The organism is Arthrobacter parietis (genome assembly GCF_039530425.1).
Lineage (GTDB): Bacteria > Actinomycetota > Actinomycetes > Actinomycetales > Micrococcaceae > Arthrobacter_D > Arthrobacter_D parietis.
On sequence record NZ_BAAAON010000001.1, the window covers coordinates 730,980 to 754,145 of the forward strand.

General features: G+C 63.7%; 26 protein-coding genes. 15 read left to right on the forward strand and 11 right to left on the reverse strand.

Annotation, left to right across the window (positions count from 1 at the left end; all coding sequences use genetic code 11):
• Window positions 1–3: 3 nt before the first annotated feature.
• The 3 genes from ABFX19_RS03425 to ABFX19_RS03435 all read right to left on the reverse strand — a co-directional run bounded on the left by ABFX19_RS03425 (window position 4) and on the right by ABFX19_RS03435 (window position 1,230).
• On the reverse strand, window positions 4–399 hold the full coding sequence (locus ABFX19_RS03425) for a RidA family protein (RefSeq protein ID WP_346027472.1): 396 nt from the start codon (window positions 397–399) through the stop codon (window positions 4–6).
• 84 nt (window positions 400–483) lie between these two features.
• Window positions 484–621, reverse strand: coding sequence for a hypothetical protein (locus tag ABFX19_RS03430; protein WP_346027473.1), 138 nt, complete (start codon window positions 619–621; stop codon window positions 484–486).
• Between the two features lie 141 nt (window positions 622–762).
• Window positions 763–1,230: an anthrone oxygenase family protein gene (locus tag ABFX19_RS03435; protein WP_346027474.1), complete on the reverse strand. Its 468-nt coding sequence runs from the start codon at window positions 1,228–1,230 to the stop codon at window positions 763–765.
• Window positions 1,231–1,311: 81 nt separating this feature from the next.
• On the opposite strand from ABFX19_RS03435, the gene ABFX19_RS03440 reads away from it, so the two are divergent.
• From ABFX19_RS03440 to ABFX19_RS03450, 3 genes are all read left to right on the forward strand, one after another.
• Window positions 1,312–2,256, forward strand: a complete 945-nt coding sequence (locus tag ABFX19_RS03440; protein WP_346027475.1) for an AraC family transcriptional regulator — start codon at window positions 1,312–1,314, stop codon at window positions 2,254–2,256.
• Window positions 2,257–2,318: 62 nt separating this feature from the next.
• Window positions 2,319–3,392, forward strand: a complete 1,074-nt coding sequence (locus ABFX19_RS03445) for an Ldh family oxidoreductase (protein WP_346027476.1) — start codon at window positions 2,319–2,321, stop codon at window positions 3,390–3,392.
• A gap of 149 nt (window positions 3,393–3,541) precedes the next feature.
• Window positions 3,542–3,844: a DUF4193 domain-containing protein gene (locus ABFX19_RS03450; protein WP_056544775.1), complete on the forward strand. Its 303-nt coding sequence runs from the start codon at window positions 3,542–3,544 to the stop codon at window positions 3,842–3,844.
• Between the two features lie 59 nt (window positions 3,845–3,903).
• Here the strand turns inward: ABFX19_RS03450 and gdhA are convergent, their stop codons facing one another.
• The gene (gene gdhA, locus ABFX19_RS03455) at window positions 3,904–5,244 is read right to left on the reverse strand and encodes an NADP-specific glutamate dehydrogenase (protein WP_346027477.1); all 1,341 of its coding nucleotides are present in this window, start codon (window positions 5,242–5,244) and stop codon (window positions 3,904–3,906) included.
• A gap of 168 nt (window positions 5,245–5,412) precedes the next feature.
• Between gdhA and ABFX19_RS03460 the strand changes: the two genes are divergently transcribed.
• The 6 genes from ABFX19_RS03460 to rbsD are packed head-to-tail and all read left to right on the forward strand — an operon-like array spanning window position 5,413 to window position 11,358.
• Window positions 5,413–6,471 (forward strand): LacI family DNA-binding transcriptional regulator, encoded by a 1,059-nt coding sequence (locus tag ABFX19_RS03460; RefSeq protein ID WP_346027478.1) that lies wholly within the window; start codon window positions 5,413–5,415, stop codon window positions 6,469–6,471.
• The gene (locus tag ABFX19_RS03465) at window positions 6,468–8,033 is read left to right on the forward strand and encodes a sugar ABC transporter ATP-binding protein (RefSeq protein ID WP_346027479.1); all 1,566 of its coding nucleotides are present in this window, start codon (window positions 6,468–6,470) and stop codon (window positions 8,031–8,033) included. Before ABFX19_RS03460 ends, ABFX19_RS03465 begins: the two co-directional genes overlap by 4 nt.
• Window positions 8,026–9,009: an ABC transporter permease gene (locus ABFX19_RS03470; protein WP_346027480.1), complete on the forward strand. Its 984-nt coding sequence runs from the start codon at window positions 8,026–8,028 to the stop codon at window positions 9,007–9,009. The genes ABFX19_RS03465 and ABFX19_RS03470 overlap by 8 nt, the downstream gene beginning before the upstream one ends.
• Window positions 9,010–9,068: 59 nt before the next feature.
• Window positions 9,069–10,010: a substrate-binding domain-containing protein gene (locus ABFX19_RS03475; RefSeq protein ID WP_346027481.1), complete on the forward strand. Its 942-nt coding sequence runs from the start codon at window positions 9,069–9,071 to the stop codon at window positions 10,008–10,010.
• Complete coding sequence (locus tag ABFX19_RS03480) at window positions 10,007–10,978, forward strand: ribokinase (RefSeq protein WP_346027482.1); 972 nt, start codon at window positions 10,007–10,009, stop codon at window positions 10,976–10,978. Before ABFX19_RS03475 ends, ABFX19_RS03480 begins: the two co-directional genes overlap by 4 nt.
• Window positions 10,975–11,358, forward strand: a complete 384-nt coding sequence (gene rbsD, locus ABFX19_RS03485) for a D-ribose pyranase (RefSeq protein WP_346027483.1) — start codon at window positions 10,975–10,977, stop codon at window positions 11,356–11,358. The genes ABFX19_RS03480 and rbsD overlap by 4 nt, the downstream gene beginning before the upstream one ends.
• Window positions 11,359–11,377: 19 nt before the next feature.
• Here rbsD and ABFX19_RS03490 read toward each other — a convergent pair whose 3' ends face one another.
• Window positions 11,378–12,778, reverse strand: coding sequence for a glycoside hydrolase family 26 protein (locus ABFX19_RS03490; RefSeq protein WP_346027484.1), 1,401 nt, complete (start codon window positions 12,776–12,778; stop codon window positions 11,378–11,380).
• A 167-nt stretch (window positions 12,779–12,945) separates the two neighbouring features.
• On the opposite strand from ABFX19_RS03490, the gene ABFX19_RS03495 reads away from it, so the two are divergent.
• From ABFX19_RS03495 to ABFX19_RS03505, 3 genes are all read left to right on the forward strand, one after another.
• The gene (locus ABFX19_RS03495; RefSeq protein ID WP_346027485.1) at window positions 12,946–13,956 is read left to right on the forward strand and encodes a pirin family protein; all 1,011 of its coding nucleotides are present in this window, start codon (window positions 12,946–12,948) and stop codon (window positions 13,954–13,956) included.
• A gap of 96 nt (window positions 13,957–14,052) precedes the next feature.
• A complete protein-coding gene (locus ABFX19_RS03500) occupies window positions 14,053–14,415 on the forward strand; it encodes a PadR family transcriptional regulator (protein WP_277359441.1) in 363 nt (120 codons plus the stop codon).
• Window positions 14,415–15,770, forward strand: coding sequence for a permease prefix domain 1-containing protein (locus ABFX19_RS03505; protein WP_346027486.1), 1,356 nt, complete (start codon window positions 14,415–14,417; stop codon window positions 15,768–15,770). The genes ABFX19_RS03500 and ABFX19_RS03505 overlap by 1 nt, the downstream gene beginning before the upstream one ends.
• Here ABFX19_RS03505 and ABFX19_RS03510 read toward each other — a convergent pair whose 3' ends face one another.
• From ABFX19_RS03510 to ABFX19_RS03520, 3 genes are all read right to left on the reverse strand, one after another.
• On the reverse strand, window positions 15,771–16,154 hold the full coding sequence (locus ABFX19_RS03510) for a TFIIB-type zinc ribbon-containing protein (RefSeq protein WP_346028033.1): 384 nt from the start codon (window positions 16,152–16,154) through the stop codon (window positions 15,771–15,773). It lies immediately after the preceding gene.
• 163 nt (window positions 16,155–16,317) lie between these two features.
• On the reverse strand, window positions 16,318–17,361 hold the full coding sequence (locus tag ABFX19_RS03515) for an NAD(P)-dependent alcohol dehydrogenase (RefSeq protein ID WP_346027487.1): 1,044 nt from the start codon (window positions 17,359–17,361) through the stop codon (window positions 16,318–16,320).
• Window positions 17,362–17,438: 77 nt separating this feature from the next.
• Window positions 17,439–18,299 (reverse strand): aldo/keto reductase, encoded by an 861-nt coding sequence (locus tag ABFX19_RS03520; protein WP_346027488.1) that lies wholly within the window; start codon window positions 18,297–18,299, stop codon window positions 17,439–17,441.
• 138 nt (window positions 18,300–18,437) lie between these two features.
• On the opposite strand from ABFX19_RS03520, the gene ABFX19_RS03525 reads away from it, so the two are divergent.
• Window positions 18,438–19,307 (forward strand): helix-turn-helix transcriptional regulator, encoded by an 870-nt coding sequence (locus tag ABFX19_RS03525; RefSeq protein WP_346027489.1) that lies wholly within the window; start codon window positions 18,438–18,440, stop codon window positions 19,305–19,307.
• A 69-nt stretch (window positions 19,308–19,376) separates the two neighbouring features.
• Here the strand turns inward: ABFX19_RS03525 and ABFX19_RS03530 are convergent, their stop codons facing one another.
• Window positions 19,377–20,510 (reverse strand): glutathione-independent formaldehyde dehydrogenase, encoded by a 1,134-nt coding sequence (locus ABFX19_RS03530; protein ID WP_346027490.1) that lies wholly within the window; start codon window positions 20,508–20,510, stop codon window positions 19,377–19,379.
• A 212-nt stretch (window positions 20,511–20,722) separates the two neighbouring features.
• Here ABFX19_RS03530 and ABFX19_RS03535 point away from each other — a divergent pair, with 212 nt between their 5' ends.
• Window positions 20,723–21,277, forward strand: coding sequence for a heme-degrading domain-containing protein (locus ABFX19_RS03535; RefSeq protein WP_346027491.1), 555 nt, complete (start codon window positions 20,723–20,725; stop codon window positions 21,275–21,277).
• 18 nt (window positions 21,278–21,295) lie between these two features.
• On the opposite strand, the gene ABFX19_RS03540 is transcribed toward ABFX19_RS03535, so the two are convergent.
• Entirely contained in the window at window positions 21,296–21,718 is a 423-nt protein-coding gene (locus tag ABFX19_RS03540; RefSeq protein WP_346027492.1) for an arsenate reductase ArsC, read from the reverse strand.
• 87 nt (window positions 21,719–21,805) lie between these two features.
• On the opposite strand from ABFX19_RS03540, the gene ABFX19_RS03545 reads away from it, so the two are divergent.
• Window positions 21,806–22,156 carry an ArsR/SmtB family transcription factor gene (locus tag ABFX19_RS03545; RefSeq protein ID WP_428831006.1) on the forward strand — a complete coding sequence of 117 codons (351 nt, stop codon included), beginning with the start codon at window positions 21,806–21,808 and terminating at the stop codon, window positions 22,154–22,156.
• A gap of 5 nt (window positions 22,157–22,161) precedes the next feature.
• Here ABFX19_RS03545 and ABFX19_RS03550 read toward each other — a convergent pair whose 3' ends face one another.
• Window positions 22,162–23,145 (reverse strand): aldo/keto reductase, encoded by a 984-nt coding sequence (locus tag ABFX19_RS03550; RefSeq protein WP_346027493.1) that lies wholly within the window; start codon window positions 23,143–23,145, stop codon window positions 22,162–22,164.
• Between the last annotated feature and the right edge of the window lie 21 nt (window positions 23,146–23,166).

Sequence of the window (23,166 nt, forward strand, 5' to 3'; positions counted from 1 at the left end):
GCTCTAATCGACGACGGCGGTGGCTTCCATTTCGAGCGCCGCTCCATGATTGAGCGCGTTTACCCCTGCGACGGCTCGGGCCGGGCGATGGGAACCGATCCATTCGCCATAGATTTCGTCGAACTCTTTCCAGTGAGCCAAATCCGTCAGGTACACCCGCACCTGGACCAGACTGGTTCGCTTGAGTCCCGCCGATGCCAGGCAGGCATCGAGGTTGCTCAGCGTTTGTTTGGCCTGCACCGCGAAGCTCTCGGAAGTGACCGGCTCCCCCTCGCTGTTCACGGGCAACTGACCGGAGATGTAGGCAGTGCCGTGAGCGATGGTGACGTGACTGTACTTGCCTCGTGGAGGCATCAGCCCGTCTGCGTTGATTTGTTCGATGGTTTCGTTGGAGCGCATGACGTTCACCTTAGGCGGGTCCAGTGGTCCGCACAGCAGAAAGCCCCGGAAAGGAGGCACCCGTCCGGGGCTTCTGCAGATTTATCAGAGCGGCTTCGCGGCCACCTCCTTGACCCACTTCGGGGTTTCCTTGTCCAGCTTGCTGTCGGTGGTAACGCGAAGGCGGGCAGCGAGGATCTGCAGCTGTTCATCGTCCTGCTGCGGCTGGGCAGACCGTTGCACCGTACGACGTGCCTTCGGCGATCAGTCCGGTGATCAAGATGGCGAACGGCCCCAGGTTGGCGACGATATCCCAGCCCGTGATGTCGTCCGAGACGATGTCGATGAGAATTGGCTCAGTGGCCTGTTCGGTCGCCGAATCGATTACCGCGTTAGGGAACCTGCGAGGGCAGCAGCCCCGGCGAGCGCCAGCACGCCCCGCACGGTGTTCGCACGGGTCCATGGCTGCTCGAACGCTTGCCAGGCTAGATCACCAGCGCCCGCGACTCGGGCAAGCCTGTTGTTGAGCGGAACATTCACGGCCGCAGTCACACCGAAGCTGGCGAGCGACAGCACTGCTCCCGCCAACCGCACGAGACCGTAGGTATCCGTCGTACCCGCGGTCAGCCCCGCCACTACCGAAGCGGCAGCGCCGCCGAAGAACAGCACCATGAACGGTGGACGGACCGCCTGGACGTTGATGCGCTGCATGGCGCCGATGGCTTCGCTCCCCGGACGAGAGTTGAGCGCGGGCATCACCATGGTGGAGAACGCGACGTACACCCCACCGGTTGCCGCGGCGCATACTGCCGAAGTAGTGGTGGCAACGGTTTGAAAGAGATCAGCAGTCATGCACCAAGCAAACCCTGCCTCAGGCAGACTTCCCATAGTCGTAAACAGCAGAAGCATACGCAATCGTCTAGAGTTTGCGCTATGGATCCCTTGACGCACTTCCTCGACGGACCTCATGCCCGGCGGGCCTTCGCATTACAGGTGGCGATGAACCCGCCGTGGTCTCTCGATGTCCAGGATCAGGCGCCGTTGACGGTGATGGCTATGCTGACCGGCGGTGCGTGGCTGGCGGCAGACGGGAACTCGACGGCTCTCAGTGCGGGCGATATTGCGCTCGTTCGCGGGCCCGGTCCATATAGCGTGGCCGATGAGCCCGGGAGGGCGGCGAGCATCGTCATTCATCCCGGGCAGGCGTGCACCACGCTCGGCGGCGAGCCGGTCCACCTGAGCATGAGCCACGGCGTCCGGACGTGGGGCAACACTGCTTCGGGCGAGACCACCATGCTGATCGGGACGTATGAGACCGACGCCGAGGTCGGCTCCGCGGTGACGGCAGCATTGCCGCGCATCGCCGTCATACCGGCCGGTGCAGTCAATGCCGCGCTGGTGCAGCTACTTGCCTGCGAGGTTGCAACGGACGCTCCCGGACAAGGCAGCGTGATCGATCGGATGCTGGATGTGCTCCTGGTCCATTCCGTGCGTGCGTGGACCGCCGCTCACCCCGAAAGTGCAACAGGCTGGCTGTCAGCGGGTGCTGATGCCGTCGTCGGGCGGGCCCTTGAGCTGCTCCATGAACTGCCCGCTGAACCGTGGACGCTCGAGTCGCTCGCCCGGCGACTGAATGTATCGCGGGCTACGCTCGCGGCCCGCTTTCGCTCGCGCGTCGGAGAGCCACCCATGACGTACCTGACCAACTGGCGAATGCTTCTGGCCAGCGAACTGCTTGCGGACCCGCACCACACCACGGCGTGGATCGCGGGTGAGATCGGCTACGGCAGCCCCTTCGCGCTGAGCACTGCATTCAAACGGAGGTTCGGAGTGAGCCCAACCGAGTACCGCCGTCGTAAGTTTGCTGCGCCGGCGTAGCGGGGTTTCGTCCTAGTGTTGTCAGTAAGGGATGAAGTAGAACCAGGCCGCGGGAGGCACCGATGACGCAGTACTCAGCAGGCACTGTCCGGCAGCAGATTCTGGCGGTACTTTCCGCGTGGGGTATGACTCCGGAGCGTGCGGAGATCACCGCGGAAGTGATGGTGGACACCGATCTGGCGGGCATCGATTCGCACGGGATCTCCATGCTGCCCATGTACCAGCGGCTCATCAATGCAGGAAAGCTCGACACCCGCGCGGAAGCTGTGATTGAGCGTGAGGGTCCGTCCACCGCCGTCGTCGATGGCGGGCACAATCTCGGGCATTCAGCGATGGTGACCGCAATGCGGCTCGCCGTCTCCAAGGCGCGGGAGACCGGCGTCGGAGTTGTGACCGTACGGCGGTCGCACCACTTCGGGGCGGCTGGCTACTACGCGAGGATCGCCGCGGAATCCGGTCAGATTGGGCTGGTCACCTCGACCACCCCTACCAAGACGGTGGTTCCCACCCGCGGTTCGAGGCCGGTGCTCGGAACCAATCCGCTGGCGTTCGCCGCACCCAGCGCCAACGAGGCGGAGCCGTTCCTCCTCGATATGTCCACCAGCACCGTCGCGATGAACAAGGTGAAGGTGTACGACTACCTCGAGAAGCCGCTGCCTGCCGGGTGGGTGCTGGACGGCGCCGGCCAACCGGTCACCGACTCCCACGCGGGCTATAGCCAGCTGCGGGATCAGAAGGAAGGCGGCTTGAGTCCGCTCGGCGGGACGGAACAGCTCTCCAGCCACAAGGGATACGGGCTCGCGCTCATGGTCCAGATCCTGGCCGGCGCGCTCGCTGGTGCAACGTTTGCCCCGCTGAGGGAGCCCTCGGATCCGAATGACATTGGTCACTTCTGCCTGGTCATCGATCCCGCGTTTTTCGGGGACGCGGAGCAGTTTGCAGCATCGGTGTCGCAGATTGTCGACCTCCTTCGTGCGGAGCCGCCGGCAGCGCCGGACCGCCCGGTACTGGTGCCCGGGGATATCGAACGGACGGTCCGGACCGAACGGCTGGCGGCCGGCATTCCGCTCAGCGGCGGGCTCGTGAGTCACATTCGCGACATCTGTGACCAGAACGAGGCGCCGTTCCACCTCTAGGTCCGGGCTTGCACATCCTTGGTTGGAGTGTTCGCCTCTGGCGGATGTGACTCGTCAAAGACGCCGCATACTGTTTTTCCGGGGATGAGTCCAGAAAATACGTGTAGCCTGTTGCAGCACCTCAAGCAGCAAAGGACAAACGAGCACCCATGGCTACGGATTACGACGCACCGCGCGTACGCGAAGAGGATCAGCCGGCCAACGAGTCGCTGGAGGCACTCAAAGCCCAGCGCAGCGCCTCCACTCAGAATTCGGCGATCGATGCAGATGAGACAGACACAGCTGAAGGCCTGGATCTGCCCGGCGCTGTCCTCGAAGAGGAACTTCAGATACAGGTCATCCCGGAACAGCAGGATGAATTCACCTGCATGTCCTGTTTCCTGGTTCGACACCGTTCACAGCTCGCCCGGGAAAAGAACGGCAACAAGTACTGCGCCGACTGCGAGGGATAGTTCCGTCTAACCGCCCGGTAAGAAACGCCTCACCGGGCGGTTAGGCAACAGCACGGCCGTTAGACGACCCCGAGCGCCAGCATCGCGTTGGCAACCTGCACAAAACCGGCGATATTGGCGCCCGCAACATAGTTGCCCGGCAGTCCGTACTCGTCAGCCGTGGTAGCGCACCTCTCATGGATGTTGGCCATGATTTCCTCCAGCCGGCGCTCGGTGTGCTCAAATGTCCACGCATCGCGGCTGGCGTTCTGCTGCATCTCCAAAGCGGACGTCGCCACACCTCCGGCGTTTGCCGCCTTGCCCGGACCGAAAAGGATCTTCGCATCCTGGAACAACTCAATCGCCTCAGGCGTGCTCGGCATGTTGGCACCTTCAGCCACGGCAATCAGTCCGCGTGAGAGCAGGCGCTTCGCGGCGACGTCGTCCAATTCATTCTGGGTGGCGCACGGCAGCGCGACGGTCGCGTCCACATCCCAGATGGAACCGTCCTGGACGAACACCGCTCCTGACCCGCGCTGCTCGGCGTAATCACTGACGCGCAGACGCTGGTTTTCCTTGATGTCGCGGAGGAGTTCGACGTCGATACCCTGCTCCTCGACGACGTAACCGGAGGAATCGGAGCAGGTGATGACATTGGCGCCCATCGACTGCGCCTTGGCGATTGCGTGCAGCGCCACGTTGCCGGAACCGGACACAACCACGCGCTGGCCCTCGAAGCTCAGGCCGCGGGTTGCGAGCATCTCCTTGGCGAAGAGGACGGCACCGAAGCCGGTTGCCTCCGGACGAACCAGTGAACCGCCCCAGCCGGTGCCCTTGCCGGTCAGAACGCCCGACTCGTAGCGGTTGGTGATCCGCTTGTACTGGCCGAACATGTAACCGATCTCGCGGGTGCCCACGCCGATATCCCCGGCGGGCACATCCGTGTATTCACCGATGTGACGGTAGAGCTCCAGCATGAATGACTGGCAGAAGCGCATGACCTCGCCGTCGCTGCGGCCACGGGGGTCGAAGTCGGATCCGCCCTTGCCGCCGCCGATGGGCATGCCCGTGAGCGCGTTCTTGAAGATCTGCTCGAAACCCAGGAACTTGACGATCCCGAGGTATACCGACGGGTGGAAGCGGAGGCCGCCTTTGTAGGGGCCGAGTGCGGAGTTGAACTCAACGCGGAAACCGCGGTTGATACGGACCTTGCCCGAGTCGTCGACCCAGGGCACGCGGAAGATGATCTGCCGCTCAGGCTCGCAGATCCGCTCGAGGATGGATGCCTGGACAAACTCGGGGTGCTTCTTGAGCACCGGGCCGAGGGAATCGAAGACCTCGTCCGCGGCCTGGTGGAATTCCGTTTCACCGGGGTTCCGGCGTACTACGTCGTTGCGGATCGCTTCTATTGTCGAGTCCATTCGACTCTCCTATCGCTGCTGAGGTACCCGGGAAAGGATAGCGCCGGAGGAAAGCGCCCTCCGAATGTTTCCTTCATGTGAACGAGCACCGGAGTCCGCTTGCATTTCGCTTCCGCAACAGCTGTTGACCTGGCTTCGTGACCTGTGCCATAGTTTGTAATCGATTCCATGGAAACGATTCCATCAAAGATCGACCACCAGGAGAATGCACAGATGCGATCAGTGACGATCAGGAACGTCGCCGACATGGCGGGCGTATCCGTAGCCACCGCATCCCGCGTACTCTCAGGGCATCCGTCTACCTCTGAAGTAGCCCGCGACGCGGTCAGCAAGGCGGCGACCAAGCTCGGTTTCCGGCCCAACGCCCAGGCGCGCTCGCTGCGCAAGACCAGCACCCAGACCATCGGACTGGTCCTCCCCGACGTCCGGAACCCCTTCTTCGCGGACCTTGCCCACGCCGTGGAACAGCGCGCCCGCGACTTCAAGTACCTCACGCTGTTCGGCAACGCGAATGAAGACGCCGATCAGCAGGACCGGTATTTCGACATCATGCTGACCCAGCGGGTCGACGGCCTCATCGCCGCACCGCAGGGGAATGTCACCGATCTGCAGTCGGTGCTGGACAGCGGAGTGCCGACCGTCTTCGTGGACCGCGTCATCCCGGACACCACCGTCCCCAGCGTGACGCCCGATAACGTCACCGGCGTCCAGGAAGCCGTCCGCCACCTGACCAATAGTGGGCATCGCCGCATCGGCTACATCGCCGGCCCGCAGTCCACCTCCACAGGCCGGGAACGTCTCGCCGCCTTCCAGTCCGCCCTCGCGGACACACACGCCGACGACGACGCCGACCTCATTTTCTTCGGTGACTTCCAGTCCGCCAGTGGTGCCGCCGGAGCCCACCACCTGCTCGAACTCCCCCACCCTCCGACTGCCCTGCTTGCAGCGGACAGCCTGATGAGCATCGGCGCCGTCGGTGTCTGCAACGAACGCGGCCTGACCATCGGCACGGACGTCGCTTTTGTCGCTTATGACGACATCGAGGCCTTCAGCCTGATCAACCCCGCGCTCACCGTCATTGCCCACGATGTCAACGCCATGGGCCGCCTTGCCGTTGATCTCCTCACTCAGGTCATTGCCGGTGAAACCCCGGAATCGGTAATCCTTCCCAGCCGCCTCATTGTCCGCGGTTCCACCCCGTCCCTTCCAGGAGGCCTCACATCGTGAGCGATAGCACCATGAGCGAAAACGCAGGGACCGACGAGCCCATCCTGACGTTGGACAACGTCACCAAATCCTTCGGACCGGTGACGGTCATCAAAGGTGTGACCGTCAACGTTCACCCCGGCAAAGTGCAGGTGCTCCTCGGAGAGAACGGCGCCGGCAAATCAACGCTCATCAAGATGATGGCCGGCGTGTACCAGCCCGACGGGGGCCGCATCCTCGTGGACGGCAAGGAAGTCCGCCTGCCGGACACCAACGCTTCCGAGGCCCTTGGCATCGCCACCATCCACCAGGAACTGAACCTCGTGGGCTCGATGACCGTCGCCGAGAACATCACCATGGGACGCATCCCCCGCCGCTTCGGGCTCGTTGACCGGAAGAAGATGCGCGAGGTCGCCCGTGAGGCGCTGGCCATGATCGGTTTGGACATCGACGTTGACCACAAGGTAGCCGAACTTGGAATCGCCCGACAGCAACTGGTCGAGATCGCGAAAGCGCTGAGCCTCGATGCCCGCATGCTTATCCTCGACGAGCCGACGGCGGCTCTCACCAAGCGTGAGATCGCCGCTCTGTTCTCGGTGGTGGAGGATCTCCGGGAACGCGGTGTCGGCATGGTCTTCATCTCTCACCACCTGGATGAGATCGCCGCCATCGGCGACTCGGTTTCGGTTCTGCGGGACGGCGAATTCGTTGCCGAGGTCCCAGCGGATACCCATGAGGATGAGCTCGTCCGTCTCATGGTCGGCCGATCCATCGAACAGCAGTTTCCCCGCCGCCGCGAGTACGACGGACCGGACGCCACCCTCCTCGAAGTCAACGGGCTTTCCACCAAGGGAATGATCAACAACGTCTCCTTCACCGTGAAGGCCGGCGAAATCGTCGGCCTGGCCGGGCTGGTGGGGGCGGGCCGTACCGAGGTCATCCGGGCAATCGCCGGCATTGATCCTTACGCCAGCGGCTCCGTCCGCGTCCGTGGCAAGGAGCTGCCAAAGTCCAGCATCGGCGCGGCCATTCGTGCCGGCGTCGGGCATGTTCCGGAAGACCGGAAGGCGCATGGACTGGTTCTCGGCGCAGCGGTCAACGAGAACATTGGATACGCCACGCTGTCAACGACCGGCAAGTCAGGGCTTGTGGACCGCGCCGGCCAGCGCAAGCGGGCGCAGGACGTTGCTGACAAGCTTCGGATTCGCATGCACAACCTCGACCAGACGGTCGGCTCCCTCTCCGGCGGCAACCAGCAGAAGACAGTCTTCGCGCGCTGGATCGTTGCGAACTCGTCAGTGCTCCTGCTGGATGAGCCGACCCGAGGCGTCGACGTCGGCGCGAAGGTCGAAATCTACGAACTGATGAACGCAATCACCGCTGCCGGCGGCGCCGTCGTGATGGTGTCCAGCGAATTGCCCGAGGTCCTCGGCATGAGTGACCGGGTGCTGGTGATGAGCGGCGGACATATTTCCGGTGAACTAAGCGCCGACGACGCCACGCAGGATGCCGTGATGTCGCTGGCGGTGCGCGATGTACAGCGCGATCTTGAAGACAAGCTGATGGAGGACGGTCATGAATAAGGTTGCAACCGCGGCGGCGCCGAAGAAGGCGCGCGGCGGCTCACGGATCGGCCGGTTCCTGGCCGACAACGGAGCCCTGGTGGGCCTCTTCGTCCTCGGCCTGGCGCTGTTCATCGCGACGCCGGACTTCCTCACCGGACCCAATCTGCTGAACATCGGAATCCAGGCATCGGTGATCGCGGTGCTCGCGTTCGGTCTGACCTTCGTGATTGTGGCGGCAGGCATTGACCTTTCCGTGGGGTCCGTTGCAGCGCTCTCCGCGATGGGGTCGGCATGGATCTTCTCCCAGGGGTCGATGCCCGGCTGGATCGCGCTGATTGGCGGTCTCGCCATCGGTGCCCTGAGCGGCGCCGTCAGCGGTTTCGCCGTCGCGTACGGCAGGCTCCCCTCCTTCATCGCAACACTCGCGATGCTCAGCATTGCCCGCGGACTCACTCTGGTTATCTCCGAAGGACGGCCCATCGGCACCGCACCCGCGGTTTCCTTCCTCGGCGGTGATCTCGGAGTCATCCCCATGCCGATCATCGTCCTTGTCGTCGCCGGCCTGGTCGCTGCCTTCATCCTGAACTTCACCGTCATGGGCCGCTACATGTACGCCGTCGGCGGTAACAAGGAAGCAGCGCGACTCTCCGGGGTTCCCGTCCGCAAGGTCCTGGTCACCGTGTTCGCGCTCTCCGGTCTCTTCGCCGGCCTGGCCGGGCTCCTGCTGTCCGGCCGTCTCGACTCGGCGCAGCCGCAGGCAGCGGTGGGCTACGAGCTCGACGCGATTGCCGCCGTCGTCATAGGCGGTGCCTCGCTCGCAGGAGGTATCGGACGTATCAGCGGCACGCTTGTCGGTGCTCTGGTCCTCGTGGTGATCCGCAACGGCCTCAACCTCCTCAATGTCTCCTCCTTTTGGCAGCAAGTGGTCATCGGCCTGGTGATCGCGGTAGCCGTCGGAATCGACTCACTGCGGCGCAAAAACCAGCCGCACTAGACCTACAACTGAATACGTTCAGGAATCGAAAAGTCCCAATCCAAGCAAAGGAAAAAACAATGAAGTTCTCCGCTCCCCGCAAGGCAGCAGTACTCACCATGTCCCTGGCACTCGCGTTCTCCGCCACCGCCTGCAACCGCGGTGAGGAAGGTGCTGAAGGATCGACGTCGGCAACCCTCGCTTTGTCCACGCTGAACAACCCGTTCTTCGTCGAACTGCGTGACGGCGCTGAAGCCGCCGCTGAAGAGGCCGGCATTGACCTCGAAGTTGTCGACGCACAGAACGACTCCGCAACCCAGACCAACCAGCTCGCTACTGCCGCTACCAGCGGAACCGACGGCGTCATCATCAACCCGGTTGACTCCGACGCCGCGGCCGCCGCTGTTGCACCGCTGATTGACGCCGACATCCCCGTTGTAGCGGTGGACCGCGCGGTCAACGGCGCCGAGGTTGAATCCCTCGTCTCCAGTGACAATGTCGCCGGCGGACGCCAGGCAGCGGACGCACTCGCGGAGGCCATGGGCGAGGAAGGAAAGGTCATCGTCCTCCAGGGCGTCGCCGGAACCTCCGCCAGCCGTGACCGCGGCGCCGGTTTCGAAGAGGGCATCGCTGCGTACCCGAACATTGAAGTAGTCGCCAAGCAGACTGCAAACTTTGACCGCGCCGAGGCACTCAACGTTGCCACCAACCTGTTGCAGGCCAATCCCGACGTGACCGGCATCTTCGCCGAAAACGACGAAATGGCACTGGGCGCCATCCAGGCTCTCGGCGACCGCGCCGGCTCCGAGGTGAAGGTTGTCGGCTTCGACGGGACCGAGGACGGACTCGCCGCTATCGAAGCGGGCACCATGACCGCGACCATCGCGCAGCAGCCCGCCGAGCTTGGCAAGCGATCCGTCGAGGTGCTCGAGCAGCTCCTTGCCGGTGAGACCGTCGAAGCTACCATCCCCGTTCCGGTCACCACCGTGAACTCCGAGAACGTCGGTGAATTCACCGAATGAGCACACAGCCGCCGGGCGTCGTCGTTGTAGGGTCCATCAACGCTGACCTCGTAGTAACACTGGAACGCCACCCCCAGCCGGGCGAAACCCTGCTGGGCCGGACCATGACGGTGATGCCCGGCGGCAAGGGTGCCAACCAGGCCGTAGCTGCGGCGAAGCTCGGTGCACCCACCATGATGATCGGCGCGGTCGGCCAGGACGCCTATACCGATGTCGCCCTCTCCGGCCTGCACTCCGCCGGCGTCAATACTGACGGCGTGCAGCGCGTTGGGACCACTACCGGCGTCGCCATCGTGGAGGTCGACGACGGCGGCGAGAACACTATCGTCGTCATCCCCGGTGCGAATGGGAAAGTGACACCTGCGCTGGTTGCCTCAGCTGCGGATCGAATTGCCGACGCCGGCGTCCTGGTTCTGCAGGGCGAGATCCCTGCCGCTTCAGTTGCGGCGGCGGTTGCGTCTGGAACCGGCAGAGTGATGATCAACCTGGCGCCCGTGATCGAGCTCGACCGGAACACACTCCTGCGCGCCGACCCGCTGGTGGTCAACGAGCATGAGGGCGCGCTGGTACTGGCGCAGCTGACAGGAACTGCCGCGCCGCCGGACGCCGCACCGGTTGACCATGCTGATACGGCGCGGGCACTCCTTGCCTGCGGGTTTTCATCCGTCGTGATGACACTGGGGGGCGCCGGTGCGCTCCTCGCCGACTCCTCCGGGGTGATGGAGGTTCCTGCGCCATCAGTGGCTGTCGTCGATACCACCGGCGCGGGTGACGCATTCGTGGGAGCGCTCGCGGCCCGCTTGGTCGTCGGCGATGAGCTGGCCGACGCAGTCGCCATTGCCGTCCGGGTCGGCGCATTCGCGGTGGGAGCCGAGGGCGCGCAGCCCTCCTACCCGTCGCTCACCGATGCGCTCCCCGAGGCGCCGTCCCCCAAGGGACTTCAGGGAGCACAGGGAGCACAGGCATGAAGAAGAGCGGATTATTGAACGGTCCTATCAACGCCCTGCTCAGCACTCTGGGCCACGGACATCTGGTGATGATCACTGACTGCGGCATGCCGCTCCCCGAGTCCGCCGCCGTCGTCGACCTGGCACTCGTGAGAGGCACGCCGGCATTCGCGGAGGTGCTTCGAGCGGTGTTGGCCGACCTCGAGGTCGAGGGGTCGGTCATCGCCTCGGAGGCATGCGGGACCGTCGTCGAGGACGTTGTACGCGGCGAGGGTCTCTCCCCGGAGTTCGTGAGTCATCAGGAGCTGAAGTCTCTGCTCGATGAGGCGCGGCTCATCATCCGGACTGGCGAGGCCACGTCCTACGCGAATGTGGCGCTGCGCTGCGGGGTGACGTTCTAAGACTCGCCGGGCTTTTGAATCAGTCCTGACGACGCCTCGCCGGGCGCACCGCCATAGCGATCAGCCAGAGAACCACCAGGGCGACGGCCGCAGCGGAAACCCACACCACAATCGTGGTGCCCATACCTTGGTTCGACACCTCCGCCGCCGTCTCGCTGGCTTCCTCCTGAACGTACTGGTCGACGACGGGGGCCAGGAGGACATCCGGGGCCTCCTGAAGTGTCTGCCGCAGGGCAGCCGAGGTTGCCTCCTCCGCTCCCAGCCGCCAGTCGACGGTTCGGCCCTCCGCTTCAGGCTCCGGGCGAACAAGCTCCAGCCACGAGATCATCCCGATCTCGGGATATTCCTCGGCGATGGCAGGATCGAAAAGCTGCTCAAGCCACGCCGTCTTGATGTCCGTTTCTTCTGCGCTGTCGGGGTCCGCCGGGTCATAGAGCGCAGCTGTCTGCACGAAGAAGCGCTGGCCCCGCTCCGCCCCGTACTCCTTCGCGAAATCGATCGTCGGTGCTCCGGGCGGCATGCCGTACGTTCCTTCGAGCTGCCTCCGGAACTTATCCTGCTCGGGAAGCACGGAGGTAATGATCGCTCCCGAATACTCGCGGGGATCGTCGATGTCCGCGATCGCACCCGGCTCGTAGCTGCCGTAGTGGTACATGCTCAGCCCCACCCAGTCCACTGCGTCATCACCAGGGTAATAGGGCCGGTAGGGGTCGTCGCCGGTCTCGACCAACCCGTTGCCGTTGGTATCGAGCGCCTGGATCTTGGCGTCCTCGCTTCCTTCAAGGGCGCCGTATGACTCCGTGAAGGGATAGCCGGCTGCATACGACGGCGCCCACAGCATCGCCGCGGACGGCGCACCGGCGTGCACAGCCGAAGCGACGGTCTGGAAAGCCGACACATAGTCCTCGGGCTGCTGCCCCCACTCATACCAGGTACCGTTCATTTCCGGCGCGAACCGGACAAAGAAGGCAGTGCCATATTCTTCACCGGCGAGCTCCAGCACCCCAGCAAGGTCCGTGGCGTCATTCTCGGTGAGTTCGGCGAGCGGTTTCGATGGTTCAAGGGTGACAACAACGGCGGAACCCAGCGTGGCAGCCTGCAGCGCAGTGTCACGAAGGTCCCGCACGAGGGCTTCCTGCAACGGATAGGAGAACGGCCTGCTGAAGAACGACGGCGTCACGCCGGTCTGATCCACATACCCGGCCGCATCGGCACCGGACCAATCAAGCTCGGGGCCGAAGTACCGGCCATCCTCCAACTCCGTCGGCGCCAAGGGTTGCACCGGGCTCTGCCTGCCGACTACCCCGGATTCATTGGCTGGCGGCACGGCCCACGCAGAGGGTCCGCCCGCTCCCTGTGTCACCAGCAGAGCCAGCGCCATCGCCAGTGAAGACCGGATGGCTGCCCACACCGCCGTCATACGTAACCCTGAGACATGATGAGACCGCTTTCCGCTGAGGCACCGCCGGCTCGTCATCGCAGCGCTGTGAGCAGATATCGCGCAGTCAGCTGGAAGACGAGGATGCAATCGAGATAATTCACTGAGACCATTCAGTGAGAACCAAATTACCTGACTGGAGCGAAGGCATGACCAATCTGGACGTGCATCCTGAGGAGATCGTCTGCCGAGGGGATCGGGCACCGTTGACCGCCGAACTGCTGGTCCCCCGCGACGTACCGCTCGGTGGTCCGCGGGCAATGACCGTGCGCCGGACACTGCCACAGCGCCGGCGCAGCCTGATCGGGTCATGGTGCTTTCTGGACCACTACGGGCCGGACCCGGTGTCCGCCTCGGGCGGAATGAAGGTCCCCCGGCACCCGCATACCGGCCTGGCCACCGTGAGCCTGCTCTTCACTGGTGGAGTCAGCCATCGCGATTCCTCCGGCGCCGACGCCCTGGTGCGTCCCGGCGAGGTCAACCTCATGATCGCCGGTCGCGGGATCTCGCATCAGGAGTTCTCCACCCCAGACACCACGCTCCTCCACGGTGTGCAGCTCTGGTACGCCCTGCCCGATTCAACCCGGCACATGCCGCCCACCTTTGAGCACTACGAACCGGAGCCGGTCACCGGCGAGGGAACCACGCTGCGGGTCTTCATCGGCTCTCTGGCAGGTTCGGCTTCCCCGATCGAAACCTACACACCGCCGCTGTTGGCCGCCGAGATCAATCTGGAGTCCGGTGCCCGCCTGGAACTGCAGCTGACCCCCGCCTTCGAGCACGGCGTGTTGCTGGATGCCGGTGATCTGACCCTCAACGGGTCGCAGGTGCCGGTGAACCATCTTGCCTACTTGCCTGTCGGGGAGCAGTCCCTCACGGTCGAGGCCGGAGCGGACCCGGTACGGCTCATCCTGATCGGCGGCGAACCGCTGGGCGAGCAGATCGTGATGTGGTGGAACTTCGTCGGCCGCTCGCATGAAGAGGTGGTCGCTTACCGCGCTGCCTGGCAAGCGGAAATTGGTGCCGAACCGGCACTGTCGCAGGACTCAACGTACGACGACGGCGCTCCCTACCCGCGCTTCGGCCCGTTCCCTGCCGGTCAGCCTGCCGCGCTGCCGGCACCGACGATGCCGGCAGTCCAATTGCGCCCGCGCGGCTGAAGACGACGCCGCTCGCCCTTCCCGCTTGCAAGCATCAGCCATACCTAGCACTGCTATGCTTCATACACCTAACACCTCTAGGTATGTGGAGCAGCAGTGCGCATCGACAAAGACCTCGTGGCGGCCTCCGCCACCCCGCTCGTCCTGGGCATCCTCGCGGAAGGCGACCTCTACGGGTACGCCATCCTCAAGCGCGTCGGCGAGCTTTCCGGCGGCAGCATGCAATGGACCGACGGCATGCTCTATCCACTCCTGCACAGGCTGGAGCGGCTCGGCTACGTCAACGCAAGGTGGGGCACCTCGGACGCCGGCCGCCGTCGTAAGCACTACGCCATCACGGAGACCGGGCGGGAAGCCCTCGCTGAACGCCAGCAGCAGTGGACCGTGGTCGCCGACGCACTGCGTCAGGTCTGGCACGCCTCCCCCACGCCACCGGCAGTGACGGAGGGGTGGGCGTGATGGCAGCTCATGCAGAGCTGGAGGCTCAGATTGACCGGTGGCGCAGCTACGTTCAGCGCCGCCGGGCCATCTCCCCCGCCGACGTCGACGAGCTAGAAGACCACCTCCGCGAACAAATCGCCGAGCGCCAAGCCACTGGACTTGATGACGAGGAAGCCTTCCTCGTTGCGATCAAGCGTCTCGGAAACCTCGACGCCGTCTCGCAGGAATTCGCACGCGAACACTCGGACCGGCTGTGGAAGCAGCTTGTCCTCCTTCCGGAGAAAACACCCGACGACGACGGCAGCACCCCTGCGTGGCGCGAGCTGGCAGTCGTTCTCGCGCTGGCCGTGGGTGCGGGGATCGCAGTCAAGGTTGGGTTCCTCCTGATCGAAAACGAGAACGTATTCGCACGGAACCTAGGGTTGCTGGTAGTCCCCTTCATCGCCGGCTACTTCACATGGAAGCGGCGGCTGACGCCGCGAGCCGGCGCTGCACTCCTGATCCCCTATGGTGTCCTCGCAGTGATCCTCAATGCCTATCCGTTCTCCGTTGGCGGGTCCACGGAGTTGCTCGCGGTACTGCATGCTCCGGTGATCCTGTGGCTCCTGGCTGGACTGGCGTACGTCGGCGGGCGATGGCGCTCCCACAGCCGCCGCATGGACTTTGTCCGTTTCACGGGCGAGTTCGCGATCTACTACACCCTGCTTGCCCTCGGCGGCGCCGTGTTGATTGGCCTGACGCTCGGCGCCTTCACTCTCATCGGCACCGATCTTGAACCGGTCCTGGCCGAGTGGATCCTGCCCTTTGCCGTGCCCGGCGCACTGGTGGTGGCGGCCTGGCTTGTCGAAGCCAAACAGAACGTCGTCGAGAATATCGCTCCGGTCCTCACGCGCATCTTCACACCGCTCACCATCGTGATGCTGCTGGCGCTCCTGGGCGTCATCGCCGCTGCCGGCGGCCTGGTGGACGTCGAACGCGAGCTGCTCATTCTCATGGACGCGATCCTGATCCTGGTGCTGTCCCTGCTGCTGTACTCGATCTCCGCGCGGGATTCCCTCGCCCGGCCCGGCTTCTTCGACGCGTTGCAGCTGGTCCTTGTCATTGCAGCCATCGCTGTGGACGCCGTCATGCTGACTGCGATGCTCACCCGCATTGCCGAGTTTGGCTTCAGTCCCAACAAGATCGCCGCCCTCGGCCTCAACCTCCTGCTCTTGGTGCATTTGGTGCGCGCCGCCTGGCTGACCGTCGGGTTCCTGCGGGGACGGCGCCCATTCGGGCAGCTCGAAAACTGGCAGACGCGGTACTTGCCGGTTTATGGCGCGTGGGCCGCCGTCGTCGTCGTTCTTTTTCCGCCTGCCTTCGGCTTCATCTGATCAGAAGTCGAACATCTCCCCTAGCCAGTTGTCCTTCTTCTTGCGGTACGGCTTGCGTCCGTACTGGTCCTCACCCCGGCGGTCGTTGTTGTAGCGGCGGGCATCGTCATCGTAGCGGCGTCGGTAGTCGTCATCCCTACGGCCGTAGTCATCATCCCTGCGCTCGGCTCCCAGCAGCGGGGAAGGCAGCGGCGGGGCGATGGGCGGTGCGCTCGGCGCGTGCGGGCGGGCGGCAGGCTGCGCGGTGAGGGCGCCGGCGCGGTCGATGATCTTGTCGAGCTCCCCCCGGTCCAGCCAAACTCCGCGACAGGTGGGACAGTAATCAATCTCCACGCCACTTCGCTCCGACATCACGAGTTCAATCTTGTCCACCGGGCACAGCATGGGTTCCTCCTGCATTGAGTGAGTTGCGATCAGTTGTGTAGCTCAAACGTAGGTCATTCGGTCGCTTGTCCCTACCCAATGCGTGCTAATCCGTTCGGTGACGAAAAGGCGGCCTACCCAAGCGATGAATGCTCGGGCAGGCCGCCTGCTGTTACTGGGACTACTACAGCGTTGAGGTGTCGATGACGAAGCGGTACCGCACGTCGGATGCCAGCACGCGCTCGTAGGCGTCATTGATCTTGTCGGCCGGAATGACCTCGATCTCGGCACCGAGCTTGTGCTCGGCGCAGAAGTCGAGCATCTCCTGGGTCTCACGGATCCCGCCGATCATCGATCCGGCAAAGGACCGGCGGCCGCCGATGAGCGCGAAGGCCTGAACGGGCAGCGGCTCGGCCGGAGCACCAACGTTGACCAGCGCGCCGTCGAGGCTCAGCAGTCCGAGGTAGGCACTGATGTCCAGTGACGCGCTGACCGTGTTGATGATCAGATCGAAGGAGCCCGCGAGATCCGTGAAGGTGTTCTCGTCGCTCGTGGCGTAGTACGCATCCGCGCCGAGACGCAGGCCGTCCTCCTGCTTCTTCAGCGACTGGGACAGAACCGTCACCTCCGCACCCATCGCGTGAGCTAGCTTGACGGCCATGTGACCGAGACCGCCAAGTCCGACGACGGCTACCTTCTTCCCCGGACCGGCACCCCAGTGCCTCAGCGGCGAGAAGGTGGTGATGCCTGCGCACAGAAGGGGGGCGGCCGCGTCGAGCTCGATGCCCTCGGGAATACGGAGAACGAAGTCCTCGGTCACCACAACCTGGGTGGAGTAACCGCCCTGCGTGATGGTTCCGTCGCGGTCAACCGCGCCGTAAGTGCCCACGTTGCCGTTGAGGCAGTACTGCTCCTCGCCGGCCAGGCAGTTCTTGCATTCACGGCAGGAGTTGACCATGCAGCCGACTCCCACGCGATCGCCGACAGCGTGCTTGGTCACGTTGGCGCCAACCTCGGTGACGATTCCGGCGATCTCATGTCCTGGAGCCAGCGGGAACTGCTGGGGCCCCCAGTCGCCTCGAACCGTATGGATATCCGAGTGGCAGATACCGGCGTACTTGATCTCGATCAGGACGTCGTCCGGTCCGACATCCCGGCGTTCGATGGTGGTAGGGACGAGGTCCTCGGTGGCCGAGGGAGCAGCGTAGGCGGAAACTGTTGTGGGCATGGAAGCTCCTGTGAATCGTTGATGGTGCAGGTACTGAGTAGTGTTCGTGGCCGAGGAGCCTGGCGGATGTGTTGCGGTCAGTCGTGAATGCGGCGTGTTCCGATCAGGCTGACCATCGCCGGGTCGCGGTGGTCGAAGAACAGGCTCGAGCCAGCGTCCATCCCGGCAATTCCGTTCAGCTCGTCGTCGGTAAGCGCAAAGTCGAAGACGTCGATATTCTCCGCCATACGGTCAGGGCGCACAGACTTCGGGATGACGACGACGTCGCGCTGGATCAGCCAGCGCAGCACCACCTGTGCCACGGACTTGCCGTGGGCAGCGCCGATGTCCGAGAGTACCGGATCACCGAAGAGGTTGTTGCGGCCTTCAGCGAACGGCCCCCAGGACTGGTGCTGGACCCCCTTCGCCTGCATGATCTCCTGATCAGCGGCACGCTGAAAGAACGGGTGTGTCTCAATCTGGTTCACGGCGGGGACAACCTCGCTGTGCTCTATGAGGTCCACCAGCCGGTCAGGGTAGAAGTTGGAGACGCCGATAGCTTTCACGAGGCCCTGCTGATTCAGATCTTGCATAGTGCGCCAGGCACCGAAGTAATCGCCGTACGGCTGGTGCACCAGGTAGAGGTCGATGTAATCGAGGCCGAGCCGTTGAAGTGAGGCCTCGAACGCACGCCTGGCTTTCTCCTCGCCTGCATCCTGGATCCACAGCTTGGTGGTGACGAACAGTTCTTCCCGGGAAATACCGGAAGCTGCGATGGCCCGGCCGACTGCTTCCTCGTTTCCGTAGGCTGCGGCAGTGTCCAGATGGCGATAGCCCGCTGCAAGGGCGCTGGTGACAACCTGCTCCGTCTCCTCCGGCGGAACCTGATATACACCGAAGCCGAGAGTCGGCACCTCGATGCCGTTGTTGAGCGTGACGTTAGGGACAGAGCTGGGCATGAATACCTTCTTCGAATCGCAAGTCTTGAAACAACTGCTATCCATCAAACCCGCTCCCCCGCCCGCGCGGGAGTGACGGTATTTCCCGGTACTGCCAGACCCTCCCTACGCACGTACCCTCGTCGTACCGTAGAAGGCATGGAAAACCGTGACGAAGTGCGTGCCTTCCTCACCACCCGTCGCGAACGGCTCACCCCTGAACAGGCTTCAATTCCCTATTACGGAGGACGACGCCGGGTCAAAGGACTGCGCCGTGAGGAAGTTGCGATGCTGGCCGGTATGAGCACCGACTATTACACGCGGCTGGAGCGCGGAAACCTGAGCGGTGTGTCCGACGTCGTACTGGACTCCCTGGCCCGTGCGCTCCAGTTGGACGAGGCTGAGCGCGGGCACCTCTTCAACCTGGCCAGCGCTGCCAAGGGGCCGGCACGCGCGGCGAAACCGGGATCTGGCGCCCGGTCCCGCGGCTCTGCCCGCACCGGGGTGCGGGAGGGCGTTCTTCGCATCCTCGACACCATCAACGCGCCGGCGTATGTCCGCAACGCCCGGTTCGACGTCGTTGCCTCCAACCGGCTTGGCCGCGCCCTCTTCTCGGATGCCTACCCCGATGGCGAGACCGTGTTCAATCTCGCCCGCTACACCTTCCTCGACCCGCGCTCGCGTGAGTTTTTCGTGGAGTGGGAGAGGATCGGCCGCGACTCGGTCGCTGCCCTGCGCCTCGAGGCAGGTTCAAACCCCTACGACCGTGGGCTGACCGACCTGGTTGGCGAGCTGTCCACCCGCAGTGAGGAATTTCGAACCTGGTGGGCGTCGCATAACGTGAAGTTCCACAACACCTCCACCAAGACGCTGCGCCACCCCGTGGTAGGCGAGTTCGAGGTCACGGGCGAGGCGCTGGTGCTTCCGGGCGACCCCGGACTGACTATCGTTACCTACACTGTTGAACCGGCCAGCCCCTCAGCTGAGGCACTCGACTTTCTGGCCAGCTGGAGCACGCAGAACGCCTGATGCTTGAAGCACTTTGAGGTGGCCGCCGGTGACCACCGATGAGTGGTCACCCGCGGTCAGTTCCAAGGTCTACGGGTGCAGGAGTACCTTGGTGTAGCCGTCTTCGCGCTTGTCGAACTTCGCGTACGCGTCAACTGCTTCGTCGAGGGAAACCTCGTGCGAAACGATCCAGGACGGTTTGGCCTTGCCCCGGATGATGAGGTCGCGAAGTTCCCGGTTGTATTTCTTCACTGGGCACTGACCGCCCATGAGGCTGATGCCTTTGGCGAAGACTTGGCCGTAGTTGAAGGCGACCCGTCCTTCTTTGGCGAGGTCGTTTGTGGCGCCGGGGTCTTCCGGAACATATACGCCCACAACGCCGATATGCCCGGTGGCGCGAACTACCTTCACGAGGTTGTCGAGCACCATTTCCGGATGTTCCTCGCCGGTGTGGTCGTGTGCCTGATAGCCGACGGCTTCGATTCCGCAGTCGGCTCCGAAGCCGTCTGTTCCTTCCATGATCACCTCGGTGGGGTCCACGTCGGCGAAGTTGATCGGGGTTGCCCCAATTTGTCCGGCGAGGGCGAGCCTGTCGGGTTCCTTGTCAACGACGAATACCTGGGACGCGCCCTTGATGAAGGCACTGTGCGCTGCCATCAGACCGACGGGGCCCGCACCGAAGACCGCGACAGATTTCCCGGGGGCGACCATGGCCATTTCGGCGCCGTGGTATCCCGTGGGAAAGATGTCCGAGAGCATGGTGAAGTCGGATTCGTTCTCCTTGCCCTCGGGGAGCTTGAGGAGATTGAAGTCTGCCCACGGTACGCGCAGCAGTTCGGCCTGACCGCCCCAGTAAGGGCCCATCATCGGGTAACCGTACCCGGCACCCGGTTGACCTGAGGGGTTGGCGCGCAAGCAGGCGGAGGTGTATCCGTTGTTGCAGTTGCGGCAGGTACCGCATGCGAGATTGAAGGGAACCGATACCCGGTCGCCGACGCTGATGCGGTCCACGCCGGGCCCGACCGCTTCGACGATTCCCATGTTCTCGTGGCCCATGACCATGCCGGCGTCCATATCCGCCCGGCCTTCGTACGGATGCAAATCCGAACCGCAAATATTGGCGGTGGTGATGCGGATGACGGCATCGAGGGGTCCCTCAATTTTCGGGTCCGCGACGTTTTCCACGCTCAGTTCGTAGGGGGCCTTGAAGACTACTGCTTTCATTGCTTGCTCCTTCTCTTCGTGAACTGCGGGGTATCACGCCGCATCGTCCCTGCCACCGGCGATCCATCAATAATAAGCAGGCTTGCTATTTTTTGGATAGCACCAGCACGCAGCTCCGGGCAGCAATGGCTGACCTTCGAGCGTCCCTGAGCTCCTCGACCCGGGTCCGATAGGCTCGTACCTTAAGTGAACCCCCAAGAGGAGAGCGTTACGTGACTGAGAACCAGGATTCCGCGACCGAGTTTGACCCGGACGCTTCCGGGGAGCAGTCCCAGCCCGCACTCGAAGCGTTGATCGGCCGGGTGGAGGAAGAAGTACGCAAACTCCAGCTGGCCAAATTCAGCCAGGAGGATGCGCTCACGCTCGGGTTGCTGATCGTGGAACTGGCCACCGAGCGTGAGATGCCGGTTGCCGTCGATATTCGCAGGGGGAGCCACATCCTGTTTCACGTCTCGCTGGCCGGAGCTACGCCGGACAACGACATCTGGGTGGAACGGAAGGCGCGCACCGCTGAGCGCTACGGCGTTCCCTCGCTGCTGGTCGGCCTGCGGGGACGGCGCGGCGGCGGCAGGACGGAAGACAACGCCTGGTTCGATCAGTCGGCCTACGCCGCACACGGTGGCGCGTTCCCCATCTATGTGAAGGGAACCGGGCCCGTCGCCGTGGTGACTGTGTCGGGTCTTCCTCAGAAGGCTGACCACCAGCTGGTTGTCGAAGCACTTACCAAGTTCAGCCGGCGCAAGAAGAAGGCCGCGCCGTCGTCGTAAGGGTTCTTCTGTGAGCGGTTACCTGGTCGCAGGAGTCAGGGACTCAATGAGTGTTTCGATCCTGCTCTTGATCTCGTCGCGGATGGGCCGGACGGACTCGACGCCCTTGCCTGCCGGATCCTCCAGCACCCAGTCCTCATAGCGTTTGCCGGGGAAGTACGGGCATTCGTCGCCGCAGCCCATGGTGATGACCACGTTCGATTCCTTGACTGCCTCCGTGGTCAGGACCTTCGGGATCTCGCTGCTCATGTCGATTCCGACCTCGGCCATGGCCTCGACCGCGGACGGGTTGATCTTGTCAGCCGGCTGCGATCCGGCCGAGCGCACCTCGATGGCACCCTTCGAGAGAGTAGTGAGGAAGGCTGCTGCCATCTGCGACCGGCCGGCGTTGTGAACGCACACGAACAGGACGGACGGCTTTTGGACGGTTTCGGGGGTCATCAGGGATCTCCGCATTGATTGACAACGATCGATTGAATACCATCAACTATATCGATCAATGTCAATCCATCAGTGCATAATGGATTCATGAACGCTTTGCAGACCGTGGAAACCATGCTTGATGCATCCTGCTGCCTCCCCTCGGAGCAGCCCGGGATCAGCCTCGAGGATGCCCAGCAGCGTGCCCTCGTGTTCAAGGCCCTGGCGGATCCGAACCGGCTGCGGCTGCTCTCCATTGTGAAGGCTGGAGAGTCAGGCGAGGCTTGCGTGTGTGACCTGACCGAACCACTGGACCTCGGTCAGCCGACTGTCTCCCACCATTTGAAGATCCTCGTCGAAGCCGGACTGCTGAACCGCGAGAAGCGCGGAACCTGGGCCTACTACTCCCTGGTTCCCGGCGCACTGGACAGGGTGACGGGGCTGCTCGCGTCGCTCTGACGCTCCTACCACCGGGGGTGGACGGCCTCCCTGAAGTACCGGTTGTAGATGTCCAGGACACCGCCGCCCATCTCATTACCCAATGTGCTTTCCGCGCCAACTTCAGCATTTGCCCGCGCCTGCGCCGGGGTACGGGCGCCAGGAATCACTGTGGTGACACCCTCCTGGGCAACCACCCACGCCAGGGCCGCCTGTGCGGTGCTCACACCGTCGGGCACCAGCGCATTGAAGTCATCAACTGCCGCCAGCCCAGTTTCGAAATCCACGCCGGAGAACGTCTCACCGACGTCGAAGGCTGAACCCGTGCGGTTGTAGTTGCGGTGATCATCCTCCGGAAACTCGGTGTCTTTCGTGTACTTTCCGGACAACAGCCCCGAGGCAAGCGGAACGCGGGCGATGATTCCGACACCGGCCGCCGCAGCCGCCGGAAGCACCTCATCCAGCGGTTTGAGACGGAAGGCGTTGAGGATGACCTGCACCGTCGCGGTGTTACCGCGCTTGATCGCCTCCAGCGCTTCGTCGGTCCGTTCGACGCTCACGCCGTAGTTGCGGATAACGCCCTCGCTCACGAGGGTATCCAGGGCGTCATACACTTCCGGGTTGCTGTACACGGCAGTCGGCGGGCAATGCAGTTGAACGAGGTCGAGGGTGTCCTGCTGCAGGTTACGCCGCGAGCGGTCCAGCCAGGACCGGAAGTTGGTCAGGCTGTAATTCTCGGGAAGCTGGTCCGTCCGCCGGCCCATCTTCGTTGCCACAGTGACATCCAGCCCGGGATTGGCCTTGAGGAACGAGCCGATGGTCTGCTCGCTCCGACCGTCGCCATAGACATCGGCAGTGTCGAAGAAGGTTACACCGGAGTCGACCGCTCCTTCCAGCACGGCGAGCGCGTCCTCCTGGTCCACCTGGCCCCAGTCGGCTCCGAGTTGCCACGTTCCGAGTCCGATCGTCGATACCGGGCGGCCGGTCTTGCCAAGAATGCGTTGTTCCATGGATCGACTATATGACCGACC